This is a genomic window from Chryseobacterium joostei (assembly GCF_003815775.1).
Classification (GTDB): Bacteria; Bacteroidota; Bacteroidia; order Flavobacteriales; family Weeksellaceae; genus Chryseobacterium; species Chryseobacterium joostei.
On record NZ_CP033926.1, the window covers coordinates 624170 to 643229 of the forward strand.

Consider the following 19060-nt stretch of genomic DNA (forward strand, 5'->3'; position numbering starts at 1 on the left):
TTAAATTTTAAAATCATGGACAAAAAAGAATTCAGTTCAAAAGACTTTCACGAAACATTTGCAAGACCAAAGTATGTAAAACCAGCATATTTAATTCATAAAAATGTAGAGAATGCAGGGGAACATAACCAATTTTCAACAGAGAGAAAGCACCCAGTGTTTTTTGTAGATCTTCCCAGTAAAAATGTAAGCATGACTATTGGAGGGCTTCTTCCGGCACAACAAACAAACAGACACCGCCATACCTATGAAACCGTATTATTTGTGCTTGAGGGAAAAGGCTGGACAGAAGTAGAGGATGAGCGCGTTCATTGGGAAGCAGGAGATGCTGTTTATATCCCTTCATGGGCGTGGCATAAGCATCAAAACCTTAGTGATACTGAACCTGCTAAATATATTGCCTGTGAAAATGCACCACAGCTTCAGAATCTGGGGGTTGCATTGAGGGAAGAAGAGGGAAGAGATCTTTAATTTTCAGCCATTAAGGGGTATTAAGAATTTGGGCTTTACCAGTTTTCATTCATATTAAATTAAGTTCATCTTAATGTCCTCTTAATGACTTATTTAAAATATTTCTGGACACAAAAAATTTTATTCTAAATAAAAGAATTTATGAAAAATGTACCATTTAAGGGAATTATAGCATATCCTATCACCCCTTTTGATGAAAATGAAAAAGTAGACATTCCTCTTTTCAAGCATTTGGTAGAAAGGCTGATTACTTCCGGAAGCCATGGAATTGCTCCATTGGGCAGTACAGGAGTAATGCCCTATCTGTCTGATGAAGAAAAGGAGGAAGTTACAGAAGCTACCTTACAGCAAGTGAAAGGAAGAATTCCTACTCTTGTTGGAGTTTCTAATCTTACAACGGAGAAAACAATTCACCACGCTCAGTTTGCCGAGAAGGCGGGAGCTGATGCAGTGATGATCATTCCGATGAGTTACTGGAAACTTACAGATGACGAGATTGTAGCACATTATGATGCGGTAGCCCGTAAAATTTCCATTCCGATTATGGCCTACAATAACCCGGCAACAAGTGGAGTAGACATGTCACCAGCCCTGTTGAAAAGACTGCTTGAGATTCCTAACGTAACGATGATCAAAGAAAGCACGGGAGACATTCAAAGGATGCATTATCTGAGAAGAGAATTAGGTGAAGAAGTAGCGTTCTATAATGGTTCAAATCCTTTAGCTCTAGCTGCGTTTTCTGCGGGAGCAAGAGGCTGGTGTACCGCTGCACCCAATCTTATTCCTGAACTTAACATTGGACTTTATAATGCGGTTGAGGAGGGTGATCTTGAAAAGGCAAAAACGATTTTCTATCAACAGTTTGACCTTTTAAAATTTATTGTCAGTAAAGGATTGCCAAGAGCTGTAAAATCAGGTCTTAATATTCTGGGTGAAGATGGTGGAAATTTAAGAAGTCCTTTAAAACCTCTACACGATAAAGAAACTGAAGAATTAAAAAATATTATTAAAACTCTTATTAATTAATACAATCTTATGAAAAAATCCATTTTTTATCATGCAGGATGTCCTGTATGTATCAGCGCAGAACATGACATCGTTAACCTTATAGGTTTGGAAAATGTTGAAATTATCCATTTAGGAAATGACAAAAGCAAAATTGAAGATGCCGAAAAAGCTGGTGTAAAATCTGTACCCGCTTTGGTGACCCCTAACGGGAATGTTCTTCACATTAATTTTGGGGCATCTATGGAAGATGTGAAAGGTTAATCCTTATTAATCTTGTATAAACGGCTCAATTTCTTGAGCCGTTTTTTTTAATCTCTCAATAACTTTGCAGGTCTTTCACAATCATCAGCGAAATCTACGAGAGAATTTATTGTTTATTTTGAACTTCTAAATTATTGCATTTCCCTCTACACCGTCAGAATTATTGGTTTTATGCCCAATTATTGCTGAAGTAACAAAACTGAATAAACTTACCAGTTTTCCGGCTTTGGTATCCCAATAATAGGTTTCTTTAGGTTCTACCCGGATAATGGTAACATTGGGATCGTCCTTTCCATCAAACCAGGCTTTGGCCAGAGGAGACCATTTTTTTTCTATAGTAGCTTTATCCTTATAAACAGAAGCTTCTCCGTACACTGAAAGGTATTGGGAATCACCATTGTTCATAAAAAATAATTGTACTCTGCGGTCTTCTTTTATTTCAAAATTCTTATTGCTGGTTCCACTGCTGATAAACCAGAGATTTCCGCTGTCATCAGTTTCCTGCAGTGTCATTGGTCTAGAATTGATAGGGGTGGTTTCCAATTCTGTACAGAACATACATATTCGGGCTTTTTCTGACAATTCTTTGATCTTTTTGATCGCTTCGAGATGGGTGAGATTTTGTGTTGACATAATATAATATTTTAAGTGATTGGTATTAATATATTCAACAGAATGAAGAATAATATGTAGTAAACTATTCAAATACCTGACCAAAAGGGAATAAAATATTTTACTAGAGATAAATTAAGGCAATTTTTTTCTCGTTGATTTTGCAAATTAAGCAGATCTTTTCACTATCATCCGCGTAACATGTTTAATCTGCAAGAGAATTTTAATGTATAATTTTACATGCCTCAGGATATTTAGAATGATAAGTTTTATGTACATTTGAATATGCAGATTTCACCTCCAAAACATCTGGCTCCTTTCATCAGACATTATATCTTTTTAGATAATTCTAAAAATGACATAAAAAATGTAAGGCTGTTTACAGACGGAAGTACCGGGCTTATTCTATCTGGTAACATGAACCTGTATTCTCATCTTTCGGAGAAGAGTATGCCGCTTTCTTTTTTTTATGGTGGATTAAATAGCTACAAGGATTTTCACTCAAAAGGAACATTTTCTTTGATCGCAGTAGTTTTCCAACCGTATTTCTTAAATATTCTTCTAAAGGTTTCTGCAAAAGAAGTTAAAAATCAGATAATCTCGGTAGAAGATGTCCTAAAGAACAAATTACAGCCTTATCAGGAAGATCTTTTTAATAAAGTGAATCCTTTATCGGTTATTCGTAGTCTGAATATATTTTTCACCAACTTTTTATCTGGAGAAATAGACTCTGACTTTCATTTTATAACCGCTGTACAGCAGTATATTCTCCAAAATAAAGGTTCTGCATCCTCAAAAGATTTGGAAATATTTTCGGGTTACTCAGAACGTCACCTTGAGAGAAAATTTGATAATTATATGGGAATGACACCCAAAAAATACAGCAATATTATCAGACTTCACTATTTTCTAAGCCTTATGAATAAGGGAATAAAAGATGAAAATATGACGGTTCTTTCTTATCATGCAGGATATTCTGACCAGTCCCACATGATCAGGGAGTTCAAAAATAATATTGGGCTTACTCCCCGACAATATGTGAAAACAGAAAACAAAATGGCCGTTAATTTCATTGAGTTATAATCGTCATGTCGGTTTTATACAATTTTTCGACAACGCTATCATCTAGTTTTGCTGAAAAAAATCAATGAATATTAAAATTTCAACAGCACAATTTGAGAACAAAAGTGGGGATAAGGAATATAATCTCTCTGTTATAGAAAAATTGTCTGCACAGGCTGCTTCACAGGGTTCAAATGTCATGGTCTTCCATGAATGTTCAATCACAGGATATACTTTTGCCCGAAAACTTTCAAAAGAACAGCTTCTCGATATTGCCGAAATCATTCCTGATGGAGAAAGCATTCAAAGGCTACAACAGATTGCTACGCAGCACAATATTACCATACTGGCCGGTCTCTTTGAAAAGGATGAGCAAAACAATCTTTTTAAAGCCTATGTGTGCGTAGATAAAACCGGATTGAAGGCGAAGTACAGAAAACTCCACCCATTCATCAATCCACATCTTACCCCTGGAAATGAATACTGTGTATTTGATATTTTGGGATGGAAGTGCGGAATTCTTATCTGCTATGACAATAATATTATTGAAAATGTAAGGGCGACCAAGCTTTTGGGTGCTGATATTATCTTTATGCCGCATGTTACCATGTGCACCCCTTCTACAAGACCGGGAGCAGGCTTTGTGGATCCTCAACTTTGGGAAAACAGAGAAAAAGACCCTACTTCTTTACGATTAGAATTTAATGGAATGAAAGGAAGAGACTGGCTGATGAAATGGCTTCCATCAAGGGCTTATGACAACGGAGCTTATATTGTTTTTTCAAACCCTATCGGGATGGATGATGATCAGCTTAAGAATGGATGCTCCATGATTATTGATCCTTTTGGAGATGTTGTTGCGGAATGCCGTTCGTTTGAAGATAGTTTTGAAACGACCATCATTACCCCTGAAAAACTGACACAGGCAGGAGGTTATAGATATATTAAGGCACGAAGACCTGAATTATATGGCAAAATTATTGGGCAGGAACATTTTTCTGAGCAGAAAGTGGTGTGGCTGGATGATAAAGATAAATAAGAAGAGCTGGCTGCGCAAAGATGCAAAGGCTTTATATACTGTATGTTGTAAGACGTAAGGATTTTATCGGAGATAAAATTATTTACTTCTCGCAGATTTAGCGGATTGAGCATATTAATATGATTAAATTATCTGCAAAATCTGCGAGAATTTTAAAAATCTTGTTTATTATATTTTTACGAGTTTTCTGTTCATTTTAAATTTCATAGATCTCTGCGTCTGTAAAAACAAAAAACTTACTTTTCTTAGGCAGATTTTTAGTATCAAGCCCTGTAAACTCGCTGAATGCGGGTAATAATAATTGATTTGTACTAAGGGCAAAGCAGGGAAGTCTGATACTTTTTACAGCAGAGTTTAAAACAATTCCGGGATGAATATGTCCGGTAATCTGGAAACCTGTTTTTGTTTTATCAAAATCATGAATAAAGGTAAATCCATCAACTTCCAGTAAGGATTTCTTAAAATTCAGGCAAAGTTTTTTCTTTAACTGTTCTGAAATGCGGTCATGATTGCCTTCAATAAGATAAAAATGAAGATCAGGATATTGACTTCTCCATGTGCAGAATTCGTCCACATCAGAATTATCCCCTGCATGAAGCAAATCACCGACAACAATAAATTTCTCAGGCTGGAAGTATTCAATCAATGCTGAAAGTCTTTCCAGATCACTTTTCATAATATGATTGGCTAGTGCAATCCCATTTTTACGAAAATGAGCGGTCTTCCCGATGTGAAGATCAGAAAGTATCAGTGCTTTTTCCTTTTTCCAAAATACAGCACGCTGATTGGTTAAAGTAAAAACCTCGTTTTGAATTGAAATATCTTTTGTAACAATAAACACGATTAAAAATTATAAATTTAAGGTCTTGTACTTGTGTACAAAAAACTAGTTTTCTCTTCTGCTTACATGAAAGTTTTCATCAAAAATATAGGTTATAGGAATACCTGTTGCAATTTCTCTTTCTAAAATTTCGTCAGGTGATAAATGTTCAAGGTACATAATCAATGAACGCAGACTATTTCCATGGGCTACAATAAGTACATTTTCTCCTTTTTTTAAAAGTGGGGCAATCTCTCTTTCAAAATAGGGAATAACCCTGTTATAGGTATCTTTAAGACTTTCTCCGCCTGGTGGCACAACATCATAGGACCTGCGCCAGCTATAAACCTGCTCATCACCATATTTTTGTGCCGTTTCTGCTTTGTTAAGCCCCTCAAGATCTCCATAAGACCGTTCATTCAATGCTTTATCCATAATAATAGGAATATTGGGTTTCCCTATTTCATCAAGGATAATGGAAAGGGTATGTTCTGCTCTGATGAGTACAGAAGTAAAAGCAACATCTATTTTTTCTTTGCTTAGGGCTATTCCTGCATTTTTTGCTTCTTCAATTCCGGTTTCTGTTATATCAATATCCTGCCAGCCTGTAAATCTGTTTTCAAGATTCCAGAGTGACTGCCCGTGGCGGACTAAGAACAATTTTGCCATGATTTTAATGTTATTTTACTCTTCGAAGAATATACTCTAAGTTACGAACTTATCAAGAGTTATGATGTACAAAAGACATGAAACTTTTCAGGTATTTAAGCCGAAAATAATGATATTTTAAAGCTTCAACATTCTTTTAATTCTGGCATCAAGCCCTTCACTGGAAAGAGTCTGTCTGAGACTGTCTACCTTTATAGGAAAGCTTAACGGAGTAAAGGAATGAGAATGCTTTAAAATAATTTTAGACTTTTCAATTCTTTTAAACGCTTCTACTAAACGCTGTTCCTGAAGCTGAATATTAAAGACTTCTGTATAGGCCTGCCTGATCAAAAAATGATTGGGATCATAGTCTTCCAGTACCTTAAAGATCAATCCGGCTGAACTTTGCAAGGATTTATTAGAGCGTTGCTTTCCCGCATAATTTTGAATGACCATTCCCGAGATCACGGCTATATCCCGAAATTTCCTCCTTGCCATTTCTGCAGAATTAATACTGGCTATCATATCTGTCATCAGGTTCTCTCTGCTTAAAATTTGCTGTATATTTTCTTCATTTAAGGGTATTTCCTTGTCACTGAATAATTCAAATCCATAATCATTCATGGCCATCGAAAAGGAAATTGGAGCGAGTTTTGAAATTCTGTAGGCTATTAATGCCGCCATCACTTCATGTACCAAACGGCCTTCAAAAGGGTACATAAACAAGTGGTATCCTTCTCGGTTTTTAATCATTTCAACCAAGAATTCATCTTCTTTGGGAATATGCGAGTTTTTTTCCTGATTGACCAGAAGCGGGTGCAGAAATTTCAATTCTTTTTCTGAGGCTTTCGGATTTAGTGCGTGTGAAAGTTTTTCTCTTAAAAAATGACCCAAATCAGAGCTCAAAGGCAATCTTCCACCCAAATAACTCGGTACAAGTGCTCTTCCTTTGGCGGATCTTACATATACGGTCATATCCTTGATCATTGCTACTTCCAGAGTACGTCCGGCTAAAATGAATTTTTCTTCTTTTTTTAATTTTGAAATAAAATATTCTTCAATCATTCCAATATAACCCCCGGAAATAAATTTAACCTTTAGCATGGCATCACTTACAATTACTCCCATATTCATCCGGTGAAGCATTGCTATTTTCCGTGAGGTTACCTTGTATAAACCATCATCCAAAATCACAATTTTATGGAATTCCTCATAACTCTTCAATACACTGCCACCAATGGTCAGAAACTCAAGAATGCTTTTCCATTCTTCATCCATCATTTCCTGAAACGCATATACCTTTTTGATTCTTTTATATACTTCATCGGGATAAAAACCGTTTCCAACCGCCAAGGTCATTAAGAACTGAACCAAAACATCGAAGCATAAGACCTGTGGTTCCCTTGGTTCAATTACTTTTTGCTTTACGGCTTCCTTTAAGGCAGAAACCTCAATCAGTTCCAGAGAATGAGTGGGTACACAATAAATTTTGGAAGTTTCAAAAGGGGAGTGTCCACTACGGCCTGCCCGCTGAAGAAATCTTGCCACTCCTTTTGCGGAACCGATCTGAATGACAGTATCAACAGGTTTAAAATCTATTCCTAAATCTAGCGATGATGTGGAAACAACAGCTTTTAATTTTCCTGAACTCAGATTCTCTTCAATCCAGATCCTTAAATGAGCATCAATGGAGCTATGATGAATAGCGATCTGCCCCGCAAAATCCGGATAGGCGTCCAGCAGCAGCTGATACCACATTTCACTTTGGCTTCGGGTATTGGTAAAAACAATGGTAGATTTTGAGTTGAGAATAATGGGTACTACTTTATCCGCCAATTTATTCCCAAGATGTCCTGCCCAGGGCAATATTTCAATTTCATCCGGAAAGACGGGAATAATATCTATTTTCTTTCGTTCCGTAGCTGTAATTTGAGTTTTTTTAACGTCATAGGGAATCAAAACTTCCATAGCTTCTTCCAGATTGCCTATTGTTGCTGTAATGCCCCAGATTTTCATGTCGGGAACGTAGCTTCTAAGCTGTGAAATTCCCAATTCTACCATTACACCTCGCTTTGAACCTAATAATTCATGCCATTCATCTACAACAATACATTTCATATCGCGAAAAAAGGACTCATGATTTTTCTGAGCAAGAAGTAAGTGTAAACTTTCTGGTGTTACGACAAGAATTTCAGGCATTTTCTTTACCTGCTGTTGTCTCACTTTAGGATCTGTATCTCCGTTTCTGACCCCTACAGCCCAGTCAAGCCCAATTTCATCAATAGCTTCCTGCATGGCCTTCGCAATATCCTTGGATAAAGATCTTAATGGGCTTATCCAGATCATTTTCAAACCTTTTTTATAATGTTCAGGATGATTCAGAAAGTCTGAAACCAATGCTAAAAAAACGGAAAAAGTTTTCCCAAATCCTGTAGGAGCCACGACCATACCGCTGTATCCGCTTCCGAATCTGCGCCATGCATCTATTTGAAATTTAAAAGGAGACATTCCTTTATCAACCATCCATTGTTGAATGATTTTAAATCCATTGGTATGTTCAAAAGCAGCCACGTTATTGTATTAATTTTTTAATTTCTTCAAGATGGTCAATTTCGTCTACCGTTTTATCTTTCCGCCATCTGACAATTCTTGGGAACCGAAGGGCAACACCACTTTTGTGACGGTTACTGAGTCCAATTCCTTCGAAGGCAATTTCAAAGACAAGCTCAGCTTTTACAGTTCGTACCGGGCCAAATTTTTCAATGGCATTTTTTGTTACAAATTTGCTTACTTCCATGATTTCTTTATCCGTCAATCCTGAATAAGCCTTCGCAATGGTAACCAGTTTATCCTCATTTTTTACGGCAAAAGTATAGTCGGTGTAATAGGCGCTACGTCTGCCACTACCTTTTTGGGCATAGATCAGAACGGCATCTATTGTAAAGGGATTGATTTTCCATTTCCACCAATCACCTTTCTTTCGACCTGAGTGATAAGGTGAATTTTTCTGTTTCAGCATCAATCCTTCACTATTTACCGTTCTTGAATTTTCCCGGATATGGTTAAGCTCTTCCCATTTTTCAAAATCGATGCTTTGAGAAAGCTTAATGTTATGAGGCTTTTCATTGCGCAATAATTCCTCCAGCATTGCTCTTCTGGCAGAGATTGGTTTCTCTCTCAAATCATTATGTTCAAGCTCCAGTAAATCGTAGGCAAAGACTTCTATAGGAATTTCCGAGAGCATTTTCTTAGTTAAAGTTTTTCTGTTTAATCTCTTCTGTAATTCATTGAAATTTAAAACTTTACCATCTTTTACTGCAAGTATTTCTCCATCTAAAACGAAGTTCCCGTTCATGGCTTTTATCACTTCGGTAATCTCGGGAAATTGCTCTGTAACAAGCTCTTCACCTCTCGACCAAATAAAGACTTCATCATTTCTTCGGATAATCTGTCCCCGAATTCCGTCCCATTTGTATTCTACCAGCCACTCATTGGATTCGCCAAGGGCATCAAGCTCTTTTTCTAAAGGATAGGCAAGGCAAAAAGGATATGGTTTTGAATTGTCAGGATTTACATTTTCAGCAGCAATCAGTTCTCTGAAAGAAGTTTCATTAGGGTTCCATTTCCCCATAAGACTATGCATCAGCGCACTGGATTCCTGACCGGAAAACTTTGTCAATGCATTGATTAACGTTTTATCAGAAACCCCAATCCGGAAGCTTCCGCCAATTAATTTATTGAAAATCAATCGTTCTGTATAATCCAATCCGTTCCATGAATTTAGTACAAATTCTTTCTTTTCAGCCTCTGTTTTGTCTTTTAAATCAACAATATCATTCATCCATTGTGACAGGCTTCTTTCTATTTTTTCCTGTGGGGGAGGAAGAATCAAAGAAAGGGTTTCACCAAGATCTCCAACAGAGGAATAACTTTCCTGAAAAAGCCACAGTGGAAGTCCTGTAATTTCCAATGCCCACTCTTTCATATAATTGGTATTGATGTTTCTCTTGGGTCTTTTCCCTGTAAACAAGGCAATAAACCATACTTTATCATCATCTGGCGTACGCTCCAGATAATCCATAATTGCATCAATTTTAGCATTGGTTTTATTGGTTGTTTCCAAGGCATTAATAAGGTTTGCAAAATGTTTCATGATTCCGGATTTTCAATGGTTTCCTTTTCAGATTCTTCTTCGTCTTCACCATAAAGGGTTTCTACAATATCTGCATGAATGCCAATTTCATTCAGATATTTTGAGAAAATTTCTGTCTGCCCATGCGTAACATGAACAATTTCTGCTTCGGTAGCCTTTATAGTTTGCAGCAATCCTTTCCAGTCTGCATGATCACTCATGGCAAATCCTGCATCTGCACTTCTCCATCTTCTGGCACCACGTACCTGCATCCATCCGGAACATATAGCCGTGGCCGGATCCGGAATTTTCTTAATAATATTACTATCCAGTAAGGCTGGTGGAACAATTACAATTTCATGTTCCACTTCCTTTGAACGTTCTCTGAAGTCGGCAATGGTATAATCAGGAAGGTTAATTCCCACCGATTCAAAAGCCTCATTCAACTTTCCGATAGAGTAATGTACATATATTTTTCCCAGCTCCTCTACAGCTGTCATAATTCGTTGGGCTTTACCAAGAGAATACCCGATAAACACTGAGGTTTTGTTATTTTCTTTGTTTTTCAATACCCAGTTTTGAAGTTTTTGATTTAAATCCTGAACTTCCAGCCAGTTGTAAATAGGCAGTCCAAAGGTACTTTCGGTAACAAACTCATTGCATTTTACTAATTCAAAAGGAGTACTTAATCCATCATCCTGAATCTTATAATCTCCGGACACAACAGTTACATATCCTTTATATTCCAACCTAATCTGTGCAGAACCAATAATATGACATGCCGGATGAAGAGAAACCTTTACTCCATTAATGGTAATAGTCTCACCATATGCCACACTCTGGCATTCAATATCACTCCCAATCCTTTGATGGAGGATAGGCTTTGTAAAATGATGGCAAAGGTATTTTTTCATTCCCCAACGGGCATGATCTGCATGTCCATGAGTGATGATGGCCATATCAACAGGCCGCCAGGGATCTATATAAAACTTTCCCTGCGGACAGTAAATTCCTTTTCTGGTAAATGTGATTAGCTTCAATGGTGTGACTGGTTTTATAGGATAAGCTTCAAAAACTTAACCAATTTACAATAAACTGTATATTTTATTATTCTTTTGGATTAGATTTTAGTAGAATTATAGGGAGTAAAAGTGTATGTTTTTAAAATTTTTGCAAAGGCATAATATCTCTTTTGGTTTTGTAAAGATTACCTAGTTTGAATGTAAAATATGAATTTTTTAACATAATATATTTCTATGGGAAGTGAGTAAAATAATTCTTTATATTTGTCATCTAATCTTAGAATTAACACAAACATGAAAAAAAATTTAATCTATGGACTTATACTATTGTCCACAGCATCCTTTGCCCTCAACTCCTGTAGAACAGATACGATCCAATGAAACTGAAAATTATTAAAATTATTTCTGTTATCTCATTTTTAATGATTTGCAGTTTAGGTAAAGATGATCTCCCAATATTTGTGTATATACTTTTTTCGTTATACCAATTTATTAATGATATAGTTTCTTTATCTTTTTCTCAGCACGATATTTTTTGGGAAGGAATTACTGCTATACCTATTATTGGTACATTATACATTTTCTTATCATCTAGATATTATAAAGATCGTTATTTAATGCTATTCTGTTTTATAGCATTATTATCAATAATAATTTCTTTGATGATTCCTAATACATATTATAGTGATATTATGTCTAAACTGCGCCTCAGTTTTATAATTCCTTTTATAATATTTGTAGTGAGTTCTATATATGCAGTAATCCTTATTTTTAGAAATAAGATAAAGTAAATAATTATAATCCAGGATCATTAATCCTGGATTTTTTCCCTTTGTTCTTCAATTCTATTTCCATTTTGTTGAATGATGAATAATATTCTTGTGAACAAAAGATGGTAATAGATAATCATCTTCCTGACAATCGATTATTCTTTGAGGCTGATGAACTTCTCAACACTATAAGTTTGGACTTTACACCAATATAAACCGCTTGAAAATCTTTGAAATTTGTATCAACAAAAAAATAAAATACAATGAGTAAAACAATTCTAATTACAGGAGCAGCAAGCGGATTTGGAAAAATTGCAGCCTTTGAGCTTGCTAAAAAAGGACATCAGGTAATTGCAACCACGCAGGTATATCCTCAAATGAGTGACCTAATTCGTGAAGCTTCAGCTCAGGGTGTGACTTTGACGGTTGATAAACTAGATGTAACCAATTCAAGGGATATTGCCTATATTTTAAACAAATATGATATTGATATTCTGATCAGCAATGCGGGTATTATGGAAGGCGGTCCTATTGCAGAACAACCGGTTGATATTATCCGATCTATGTTTGAGGTGAATGTATTCGGTGCGTTGGAACTGGCACAGGGCTTTATTAAAAAGTTTATTGAAAAGAAAGGTGGTAAAATTGTCTTCACTTCATCAATGGGAGGTTTATGGACGGTACCCTACGTGGCCGCTTATTGTGCTTCTAAACACGCCTTGGAATCAATTGCGGAAGGATTGAAAACAGAGCTGGCTCCGTTCAATATCAAAATCGCAACCTGTAATCCGGGGGTATTTGGAACAGGGTTCAATGATAGAGGAGTAGACTCTATATTCCGTTGGTATGATCCAAAGGTGAATTTTACTCCGGAAACAGCCTTCGATGGAGCCTCTGAATCTCTTGCCCATCAATTAGATCCGTATTCCATGGCAGAAGTTATTGTTAATGTGGCTCTTGATGACAATAGTGATTTTAGGAATGTACATCCCAAGGAAACTGAAGATTTTGTAAAACAGCTTCAATCTGAAGCGTGGACTGCTAAAAGCTAATAATATGACTGGAATCAGTTATGAACTAGCAGAAAAAGTACTGCATGCCGCAATAGAAAAAGCAAAATCATTGGGTATTCCTGTAAGTATTGCTGTGGTAGATACAGGAGGACATCTGGTTGCTTTTGCAAGGCTGGACAGCATATATGGGGTGATCGATTTTGCCATAAAAAAAGCAAAAACTGCTATTATGTTTGGAATTGACAGTGATGTAATGGGAAGCATTATTTCAGGTGCTGAGATCCACGGATATGGAATGCTGAACTCCAATAATGGACTTTTAACCCTTGCGGGAGGTGTCATCATTAAGGATGAAAATAGAGCGATAATTGGTGCTATTGGTTCATCCGGTGGTACTCCTGAACAGGACAAAGAAATTGCTCATACAGGAGCGTCTGCTATCGCTTAAATTTCAGATATTTGTACTATGGAAAAGACTTCTGAGATTATATTTGACAAACTGGTTTATTCGTGTGCTTTTGAAGCCTACAGAGGCCACGAGGAATTTATTCCGGATCATTTTCTGGGATTTCAGATCTCTGGGGAAACGCATGCCTTTCATGATCAGGGAAAGACCATTATTAGGGAAAATACAGTAGTTTTAGTCAGAAAAAATCAATTAATCCGAACGATTAAGAAGCCTTTAAATGGTGAAAAGTATCAGTTTATTTCCATTACGCTGGACGATGAAACCCTGAGGCAATATGCCAGTGAGCAAAAGATGATAATGGATACTCCTTTTGCGGGTAATCAGCGGTTATTTTTTGAGTCTGATGATTTTTTTAAGAGTTATTTTGCATCATTAATTCCTTATATCAATAAAACGAAAGAAATACCTCCAAGACTGGCTGTATTAAAGGTTAAGGAAGCAATTGAACTTCTTCTGCAAGCTCATCCTGAGCTCAAGAATCTTCTTTTTGACTTTTCTGAACCTCATAAAATCGACCTTAAGGAATTTATGAATAAAAACTTTATGTTCAATGTATCTGTGGAAGCTTTTGCCCGGCTTACAGGTCGCAGCCTTTCAGGTTTTAAGAGGGATTTCAGTAAAATATTCAATATGACTCCAAAGCAATGGCTCAAGGAAAAAAGATTGAACGAAGCTTATTATCTGATTAAAAACAAGAATAAGAAACCATCGGACATCTATCTCGATCTGGGATTTGAAAATCTGTCTCATTTCTATTCTTCATTTAAAAAGAAATACGGAATAACCACCACAGCATTATAACCTGATAAAATAGGTGCTGGGAACAAATATTTTTAATTGCAGAATCCTACGATTCTGCAATTATTTTTGTAAGTTAGTAAGGTTCAAATGATTTTATTGATATTATATCTGTTGTAGTTCGGTTTTCCCTTCCGTTCTTCATCTGAGTTTCATAACCATTTGGGCATAAAAAACACTTGACAAATGAGAGAAACTACAAAAATGTATGTTGGTGGCTCTAAAACAAAAATTGTTCGTGGAGAATATACCATCAAATCAGATGGAAATCACTCTATGTGGGTAACCAAAGGAAATATAATTGTTACAGCAGAAAAACAAATAACCCAGCAAGGCGAAAATACCGGAGTTTCCCACGGAAACTATGTTCCTCCTGAAGAAATTTATACCATCCATCCAAAAGTGGAAAAGGTTGAATTTTTGGATGAAAACAATAAAATACTCAACGAGAATACTAAGGATTTCTTTTACGGACAAAAGCTTAAAATTAAGGTATTAACGTCCAATGCAAAAGGGCAAAGCATCTATGTAGACCTACAGGGAAAAACAAAAAGTACCAATCAGAAATTTGATATTTTAAATACAAAACGCTTTTCCTGGAACGGGTTGGTTACTCATGAAGAAACTTTTGAAACTCCACTTTTTGTTCTCAATCCTAATTGGTATAGTGATGATTTTGAAGAATATGATTATGCTTTACATGAAACCAAAATAAATGAAGAAGAGTTAAATGAATTTTTCGCAAAAATAATTTTAGATGCAAAAAATGTTTTTCTTCCACCGACGGGAAACCGTCTAAAGCCCATTACCTATAAAAGAAACTATGAAGAACTGATAGGCCTTTTTAAAACAGATAATTCTGGTAGTAAAGATTTATTGACGAATTACGAAAACTTGTACATCGACAAATATGCTGATGAAAATGAAGATATTAAAGATATTGTTGATGATTTTTCAGAATGGCTTTGTGAAGACCACACAGAAGCATCTATTGAGGAAATAAATGCCAAGGTATCTGAAAGTGCGGGAAAATTATGGGATTATGCAGTATTACAGCATCAGGATCATAGCATGAAGCTGACCACAACAAATAACAAAACCGGGGTAAAAAAGGAAGAAATAAAAGAAAGAAAGGCTATTCTTGACGACAGACCTCTGTATTGGGCAAGGATTGCTATGCAGGTTATCTTAAAAAGGCAATATGTTTTTATCAAAGAGATTAAAGCACTTTCACAAAAGGATCAGGAGGATTTTTTCAAAAAATCCATTATCCCTAAAAGCAGCAAACTTTGGAAAACCATCGTACTTTTTGAAGAAAAAAGTAGAAATTATACAGGAATAGATTTTTCAAAGGCTGATAATAAAAAGAAAATTCTCATTACAGGATTTGATCCTTTCGTATTGAATCCACAAAAGGATGGAAATATTTTGCAATCAAACCCTAGTGGTATAAATGCACTTACCTTATATAACAAAATAATTGGGAATTATTTCATACAAACTTTTATATGTCCTGTTCGTTATGCTGATTTTGATAGATTTAAAAATGATAAAGGTTTGATAGAATATTTGATTGAGCCATTAATTAAAAACGTTGATATGATAATTACAGTAAGCCAAGGCGATGTATTTAGGTTTGATGTAGATAGGTTTCCTTGCAAAAACAGAGGTGGATTCGCTGATAATATGTATTGGGGAAACTCTTCAGAAAGTTATAATGAAAAATATTTTAATCAACTTAATGAAGGTAAAGAGTTTTATGAGACAACCTTACCTTATAAAAAAATAGTTCCCAATAAAAACAATATTACTGATGTTTTTTGGATATATTTAAACCAAACTTATAATTCATATCATGGTGGAGATAATGATAAAACAACAGAAGGTGTTATTTTGAGATCAAAACTCTTAGATCTTCAAAAACAGAAATCTTATGAAGGTTCGGGGGGAGATTACCTTTCTAACGAAATATTTTATAGGGTAGCTAAATTAAGAACAGAATTATACTCAACCCTACCTACAGGTCATTTACATATACCTTTAACACAATTTGGAAGCGATATTCCGGCCCCTAGAGGGAATATTGTTACACGTGATATTAATCCAAAAATTAACATATTAATTGAAGAAATTAAAAATATAATAATCAAAATATGAAAATATTAATTAGTATAATTTTTATGTTTTTGTTGAACAATCTATGTATTGCTCAGCCATTGCGAACTTCAGCCATTACAGTTGATTCTATTTTCTATAAAAAGCAGCGACTATATTTTGCTAAACAACCTAATAGTAACAATTATAAATATTCTCAAGCGAAGAAACAATATAGTTATGTTGGAATTTCTGTTAATTCAAAAACAAATTTCATTTATAAAAATGATACTATGCAAATCAAATTATTGTTTGATTCTTATAGTCCTCTTTCGTTCCACATTAAAAATTTGCATTTCAGAAAAGGATATTATACCGTAAATCTAAAAGAATGTATTGAAAGATTAAATAAAAATACTTATCCTATAATTATAAAAAATTTTCCCTGTGATTGCCTATACAGAAATGAAGAAGACCAATAAATAATGAAAAAAATATTTTTTGTCATACTAGTTTTGCCTTTTATTTATAGTTGTAATGCGCAAAGAAAAATAGCAAAGGAGGATATGTATAGTTCAAATCTACTTCTATTAAAACCAGAAAAAGGAGTAAGGATTTTACAGAAAGTATTTATGCAAAATGATACTTATATTTTAATTAAAGACAGAAAGTGGACTGATATTCCCCGTCCTATAAAAATTAGTTTTATAAAGGATAAGGATACTATGAATTATGTAATTAACTATGAAAATACGGGTAATTATTATTTTCATAACATACGGTTTAAAAAAGGAAATTTTAATATTGAAATTTTAAAAAATAATTTAGAATCTTCTGATAAGGCTAATGTTTTTAATGACAATATTTTGCTTTATAAATTATTTAACAATAACACAAGAAAAAGAGAAGATACTAAATTAAATGATGTCATATTTTATAGTGTTGATTTTGAAAAACTTGACAATGTTAAGATAGAAATGAAATAAAAATAATTGAAATAATAAAATGAATATATTCATATATGTCTTAATAATTACCTTAATTTTCACATCGTGCAATGCACAAAAAGTAATTGAAACAACATCAAAAGATGTACTAGTATTTGAATTTATAAGTGGAAATATCCAACTCGCAAAATATTATTCAAAAGTATATAATCAGGATAATTCTTATAAAAAAACAGTGGAAGCATCAGAGAATAAAGAAATCTTCAATAATAAGAATATAAGTGTAGTTACCCAAGAATGGAAACCAATGGGTTCTAAATATTATCAGAAAAAATATACTTTTATTCAACAGAAAGACACAATGAATATCTATTGTAAATGTGGTCAGGAGAAGAATTATTACATCAAGAATTTAGAATTTAAAAGAGGAAATTATAATTTAAATTTTGAATTACCTAAAGATAATAAAGAGAATAAAGCATCTGAAAAAGATATAAAATATATTGCTGGCAGTGAAATAATTAATGTAAAAGAAATGCAAAAGACTTTCTTTAAAAACACATATTCTCCATCTAATGAACCGACAAAAAGAGATTTATATTTTTCAGACTTGAAATTTATAGAAATAGATGTAAAAAATACTGCGAATGTATATCTACAAGAAATTAAGTAAGAAAATATAGAGATACTATTAAAAACTAGAGAAAGCCATCTACATTTTATATAGATGGCTTTTTCATAATTACTCCCTAAGGAATTATATTCTCAGCTCTTAATCGCTCAAACAATTCTATAAAAGAGTCTTCTGTACTTTTATAGGCAGTAAATCCAAGCTTTCTGCTATTGGACATATCACACATTACTTCCAATGGTCTTCCGAGATCAAGGTCAGTATGCCATGCGGACGATAATTTGCTAAGGTTTTCCTCATTCAAATGATACTTTTTTGCGATCTCGCTCCAGATTTGAGAATCATTTTCCAATTCTTTTTCCAGAGGCCTGATGATGCTATTAAACCCTTCTGCTTCTATTCCAAACCAGTCAGCTAACCTTTTCCAAAGCCATTTCCATCGAAAAACATCTCCGTTCGTAATATTATAGGCCTGATTTTTTGCAGATTCAGTGGACGAAGCCCATACCAGTTGTTTTGCCAGTACTTTGGCATCTGTCACATCCGAAACACCATGCCATTGTGCTTCAGATCCTGGCCATATGAACTTTCTTCCCGTTTCCTTGCAGATACTTGCATAGATAGCCAGCGTAGTTCCCATATTCATCAGATTACCTACAGCGTGTCCAATTACAGTATGAGGCCTGTGAATACTCCAGGTAAAACCATCTCTTTCCGAAGCCTTGTACACTTCATCCTCCTGAGCATAATAGAAATTAGGAAGAGCAAGTCTTGGATGTTCTTCCCGAACAGGTGTTTCAGGCAAAATCCCTTGCTTAACATAAGTCTCGAAAGGTCCCAGATAATGCTTCAATCCCGTAACTAAAGCCACATGTTTAACTGATTTTTTAGGCGATAATACATCCAGAAGATTTCGGACAAGTAAACTGTTTACATGAATGTTTTCTTCTTCCGTATCATTTCGCATCCATGTTGTGAAGTAAATATGAGTAGGAGAGATCCCATCCAATGCTTCCATCAGGTTCTGTTCATCCAAAAGATCTGCTTTTATGCTACGAAGACCGGAAATAGTAGAGTTTGGATTTCTGGATAGCCCATAGGTAATCCAGCCTTGTGCAATAAGTTCTTCTGCCAGATTGCTTCCTGTAATTCCGGTAGCACCTACTACCAATGCTACGTTTTCTTTATTTTCCATAAGTATTGTAAATTTTCGTTACAAAATTATGGCTGTGAACAGGCTATTATGCTTGATGTGAATCATGC

19 protein-coding genes are annotated in these 19060 nt (G+C 34.9%); 12 read left to right on the forward strand and 7 right to left on the reverse strand.

The features are described 5' to 3' along the window. The first annotated feature begins 15 nt into the window (after window positions 1-15). The 3 genes from EG359_RS02935 to EG359_RS02945 all read left to right on the forward strand — a co-directional run bounded on the left by EG359_RS02935 (window position 16) and on the right by EG359_RS02945 (window position 1740). Window positions 16-471, forward strand: coding sequence for a cupin domain-containing protein (locus EG359_RS02935; RefSeq protein WP_076351985.1), 456 nt, complete (start codon window positions 16-18; stop codon window positions 469-471). Between the two features lie 141 nt (window positions 472-612). Further along, window positions 613-1497 (forward strand): dihydrodipicolinate synthase family protein, encoded by an 885-nt coding sequence (locus EG359_RS02940; RefSeq protein ID WP_076351984.1) that lies wholly within the window; start codon window positions 613-615, stop codon window positions 1495-1497. Between the two features lie 9 nt (window positions 1498-1506). Continuing rightward, window positions 1507-1740 carry a thioredoxin family protein gene (locus EG359_RS02945; RefSeq protein WP_076351983.1) on the forward strand — a complete coding sequence of 78 codons (234 nt, stop codon included), beginning with the start codon at window positions 1507-1509 and terminating at the stop codon, window positions 1738-1740. 126 nt (window positions 1741-1866) lie between these two features. Here EG359_RS02945 and EG359_RS02950 read toward each other — a convergent pair whose 3' ends face one another. After that, complete coding sequence (locus EG359_RS02950) at window positions 1867-2373, reverse strand: pyridoxamine 5'-phosphate oxidase family protein (protein ID WP_076351982.1); 507 nt, start codon at window positions 2371-2373, stop codon at window positions 1867-1869. 264 nt (window positions 2374-2637) lie between these two features. On the opposite strand from EG359_RS02950, the gene EG359_RS02955 reads away from it, so the two are divergent. Both EG359_RS02955 and EG359_RS02960 read left to right on the forward strand, forming a co-directional pair. After that, complete coding sequence (locus EG359_RS02955) at window positions 2638-3435, forward strand: helix-turn-helix domain-containing protein (protein ID WP_076351981.1); 798 nt, start codon at window positions 2638-2640, stop codon at window positions 3433-3435. 64 nt (window positions 3436-3499) lie between these two features. Continuing rightward, window positions 3500-4453 (forward strand): nitrilase family protein, encoded by a 954-nt coding sequence (locus EG359_RS02960; protein ID WP_076351980.1) that lies wholly within the window; start codon window positions 3500-3502, stop codon window positions 4451-4453. Window positions 4454-4649: 196 nt separating this feature from the next. Here EG359_RS02960 and pdeM read toward each other — a convergent pair whose 3' ends face one another. The 5 genes from pdeM to EG359_RS02985 form a co-directional block, all read right to left on the reverse strand. Then, complete coding sequence (gene pdeM / locus EG359_RS02965) at window positions 4650-5294, reverse strand: ligase-associated DNA damage response endonuclease PdeM (RefSeq protein WP_076351979.1); 645 nt, start codon at window positions 5292-5294, stop codon at window positions 4650-4652. Window positions 5295-5339: 45 nt separating this feature from the next. Continuing rightward, window positions 5340-5942, reverse strand: coding sequence for a 2,3-bisphosphoglycerate-dependent phosphoglycerate mutase (locus EG359_RS02970; protein WP_076351978.1), 603 nt, complete (start codon window positions 5940-5942; stop codon window positions 5340-5342). A 117-nt stretch (window positions 5943-6059) separates the two neighbouring features. After that, a complete protein-coding gene (locus EG359_RS02975; protein ID WP_076352101.1) occupies window positions 6060-8444 on the reverse strand; it encodes a ligase-associated DNA damage response DEXH box helicase in 2385 nt (794 codons plus the stop codon). A gap of 49 nt (window positions 8445-8493) precedes the next feature. Next, complete coding sequence (locus tag EG359_RS02980; RefSeq protein ID WP_076351977.1) at window positions 8494-10074, reverse strand: ATP-dependent DNA ligase; 1581 nt, start codon at window positions 10072-10074, stop codon at window positions 8494-8496. After that, window positions 10071-11093, reverse strand: a complete 1023-nt coding sequence (locus tag EG359_RS02985; RefSeq protein ID WP_076351976.1) for a ligase-associated DNA damage response exonuclease — start codon at window positions 11091-11093, stop codon at window positions 10071-10073. Before EG359_RS02985 ends, EG359_RS02980 begins: the two co-directional genes overlap by 4 nt. 1015 nt (window positions 11094-12108) lie before the next feature. Here EG359_RS02985 and EG359_RS02990 point away from each other — a divergent pair. From EG359_RS02990 to EG359_RS03020, 7 genes are all read left to right on the forward strand, one after another. Further along, window positions 12109-12897, forward strand: coding sequence for an SDR family oxidoreductase (locus EG359_RS02990; RefSeq protein ID WP_076351974.1), 789 nt, complete (start codon window positions 12109-12111; stop codon window positions 12895-12897). 4 nt (window positions 12898-12901) lie between these two features. Then, window positions 12902-13306: a GlcG/HbpS family heme-binding protein gene (locus EG359_RS02995; RefSeq protein WP_076351973.1), complete on the forward strand. Its 405-nt coding sequence runs from the start codon at window positions 12902-12904 to the stop codon at window positions 13304-13306. Window positions 13307-13324: 18 nt separating this feature from the next. Beyond that, a complete protein-coding gene (locus EG359_RS03000; protein WP_076351972.1) occupies window positions 13325-14128 on the forward strand; it encodes a helix-turn-helix domain-containing protein in 804 nt (267 codons plus the stop codon). Between the two features lie 183 nt (window positions 14129-14311). After that, window positions 14312-16282, forward strand: coding sequence for a C15 family peptidase (locus tag EG359_RS03005; protein WP_076351971.1), 1971 nt, complete (start codon window positions 14312-14314; stop codon window positions 16280-16282). After that, window positions 16279-16701, forward strand: a complete 423-nt coding sequence (locus tag EG359_RS03010; protein ID WP_084180286.1) for a hypothetical protein — start codon at window positions 16279-16281, stop codon at window positions 16699-16701. The genes EG359_RS03005 and EG359_RS03010 overlap by 4 nt, the downstream gene beginning before the upstream one ends. A 3-nt stretch (window positions 16702-16704) precedes the next feature. After that, complete coding sequence (locus EG359_RS03015; protein WP_076351970.1) at window positions 16705-17205, forward strand: hypothetical protein; 501 nt, start codon at window positions 16705-16707, stop codon at window positions 17203-17205. 19 nt (window positions 17206-17224) lie between these two features. Continuing rightward, window positions 17225-17839 (forward strand): hypothetical protein, encoded by a 615-nt coding sequence (locus tag EG359_RS03020; protein WP_076351969.1) that lies wholly within the window; start codon window positions 17225-17227, stop codon window positions 17837-17839. Between the two features lie 76 nt (window positions 17840-17915). Here EG359_RS03020 and EG359_RS03025 read toward each other — a convergent pair whose 3' ends face one another. After that, window positions 17916-18992, reverse strand: a complete 1077-nt coding sequence (locus EG359_RS03025; RefSeq protein ID WP_076351968.1) for an SDR family oxidoreductase — start codon at window positions 18990-18992, stop codon at window positions 17916-17918. Window positions 18993-19060 lie beyond the last annotated feature (68 nt).

Bases quoted from the DNA above. Each gene is read 5' to 3' on its own strand.
- EG359_RS02935 (WP_076351985.1), top strand. From the start codon at position 16: ATGGACAAAAAAGAATTCAGTTCAAAAGACTTTCACGAAACATTTGCA.
- EG359_RS02940 (WP_076351984.1), top strand. From the start codon at position 613: ATGAAAAATGTACCATTTAAGGGAATTATAGCATATCCTATCACCCCT.
- EG359_RS02945 (WP_076351983.1), top strand. From the start codon at position 1,507: ATGAAAAAATCCATTTTTTATCATGCAGGATGTCCTGTATGTATCAGC.
- EG359_RS02950 (WP_076351982.1), bottom strand. From the start codon at position 2,373: ATGTCAACACAAAATCTCACCCATCTCGAAGCGATCAAAAAGATCAAA.
- EG359_RS02955 (WP_076351981.1), top strand. From the start codon at position 2,638: ATGCAGATTTCACCTCCAAAACATCTGGCTCCTTTCATCAGACATTAT.
- EG359_RS02960 (WP_076351980.1), top strand. From the start codon at position 3,500: ATGAATATTAAAATTTCAACAGCACAATTTGAGAACAAAAGTGGGGAT.
- EG359_RS02970 (WP_076351978.1), bottom strand. From the start codon at position 5,942: ATGGCAAAATTGTTCTTAGTCCGCCACGGGCAGTCACTCTGGAATCTT.
- EG359_RS02975 (WP_076352101.1), bottom strand. From the start codon at position 8,444: ATGGTTGATAAAGGAATGTCTCCTTTTAAATTTCAAATAGATGCATGG.
- EG359_RS02980 (WP_076351977.1), bottom strand. From the start codon at position 10,074: ATGAAACATTTTGCAAACCTTATTAATGCCTTGGAAACAACCAATAAA.
- EG359_RS02990 (WP_076351974.1), top strand. From the start codon at position 12,109: ATGAGTAAAACAATTCTAATTACAGGAGCAGCAAGCGGATTTGGAAAA.
- EG359_RS02995 (WP_076351973.1), top strand. From the start codon at position 12,902: ATGACTGGAATCAGTTATGAACTAGCAGAAAAAGTACTGCATGCCGCA.
- EG359_RS03000 (WP_076351972.1), top strand. From the start codon at position 13,325: ATGGAAAAGACTTCTGAGATTATATTTGACAAACTGGTTTATTCGTGT.
- EG359_RS03005 (WP_076351971.1), top strand. From the start codon at position 14,312: ATGAGAGAAACTACAAAAATGTATGTTGGTGGCTCTAAAACAAAAATT.
- EG359_RS03010 (WP_084180286.1), top strand. From the start codon at position 16,279: ATGAAAATATTAATTAGTATAATTTTTATGTTTTTGTTGAACAATCTA.
- EG359_RS03015 (WP_076351970.1), top strand. From the start codon at position 16,705: ATGAAAAAAATATTTTTTGTCATACTAGTTTTGCCTTTTATTTATAGT.
- EG359_RS03020 (WP_076351969.1), top strand. From the start codon at position 17,225: ATGAATATATTCATATATGTCTTAATAATTACCTTAATTTTCACATCG.
- EG359_RS03025 (WP_076351968.1), bottom strand. From the start codon at position 18,992: ATGGAAAATAAAGAAAACGTAGCATTGGTAGTAGGTGCTACCGGAATT.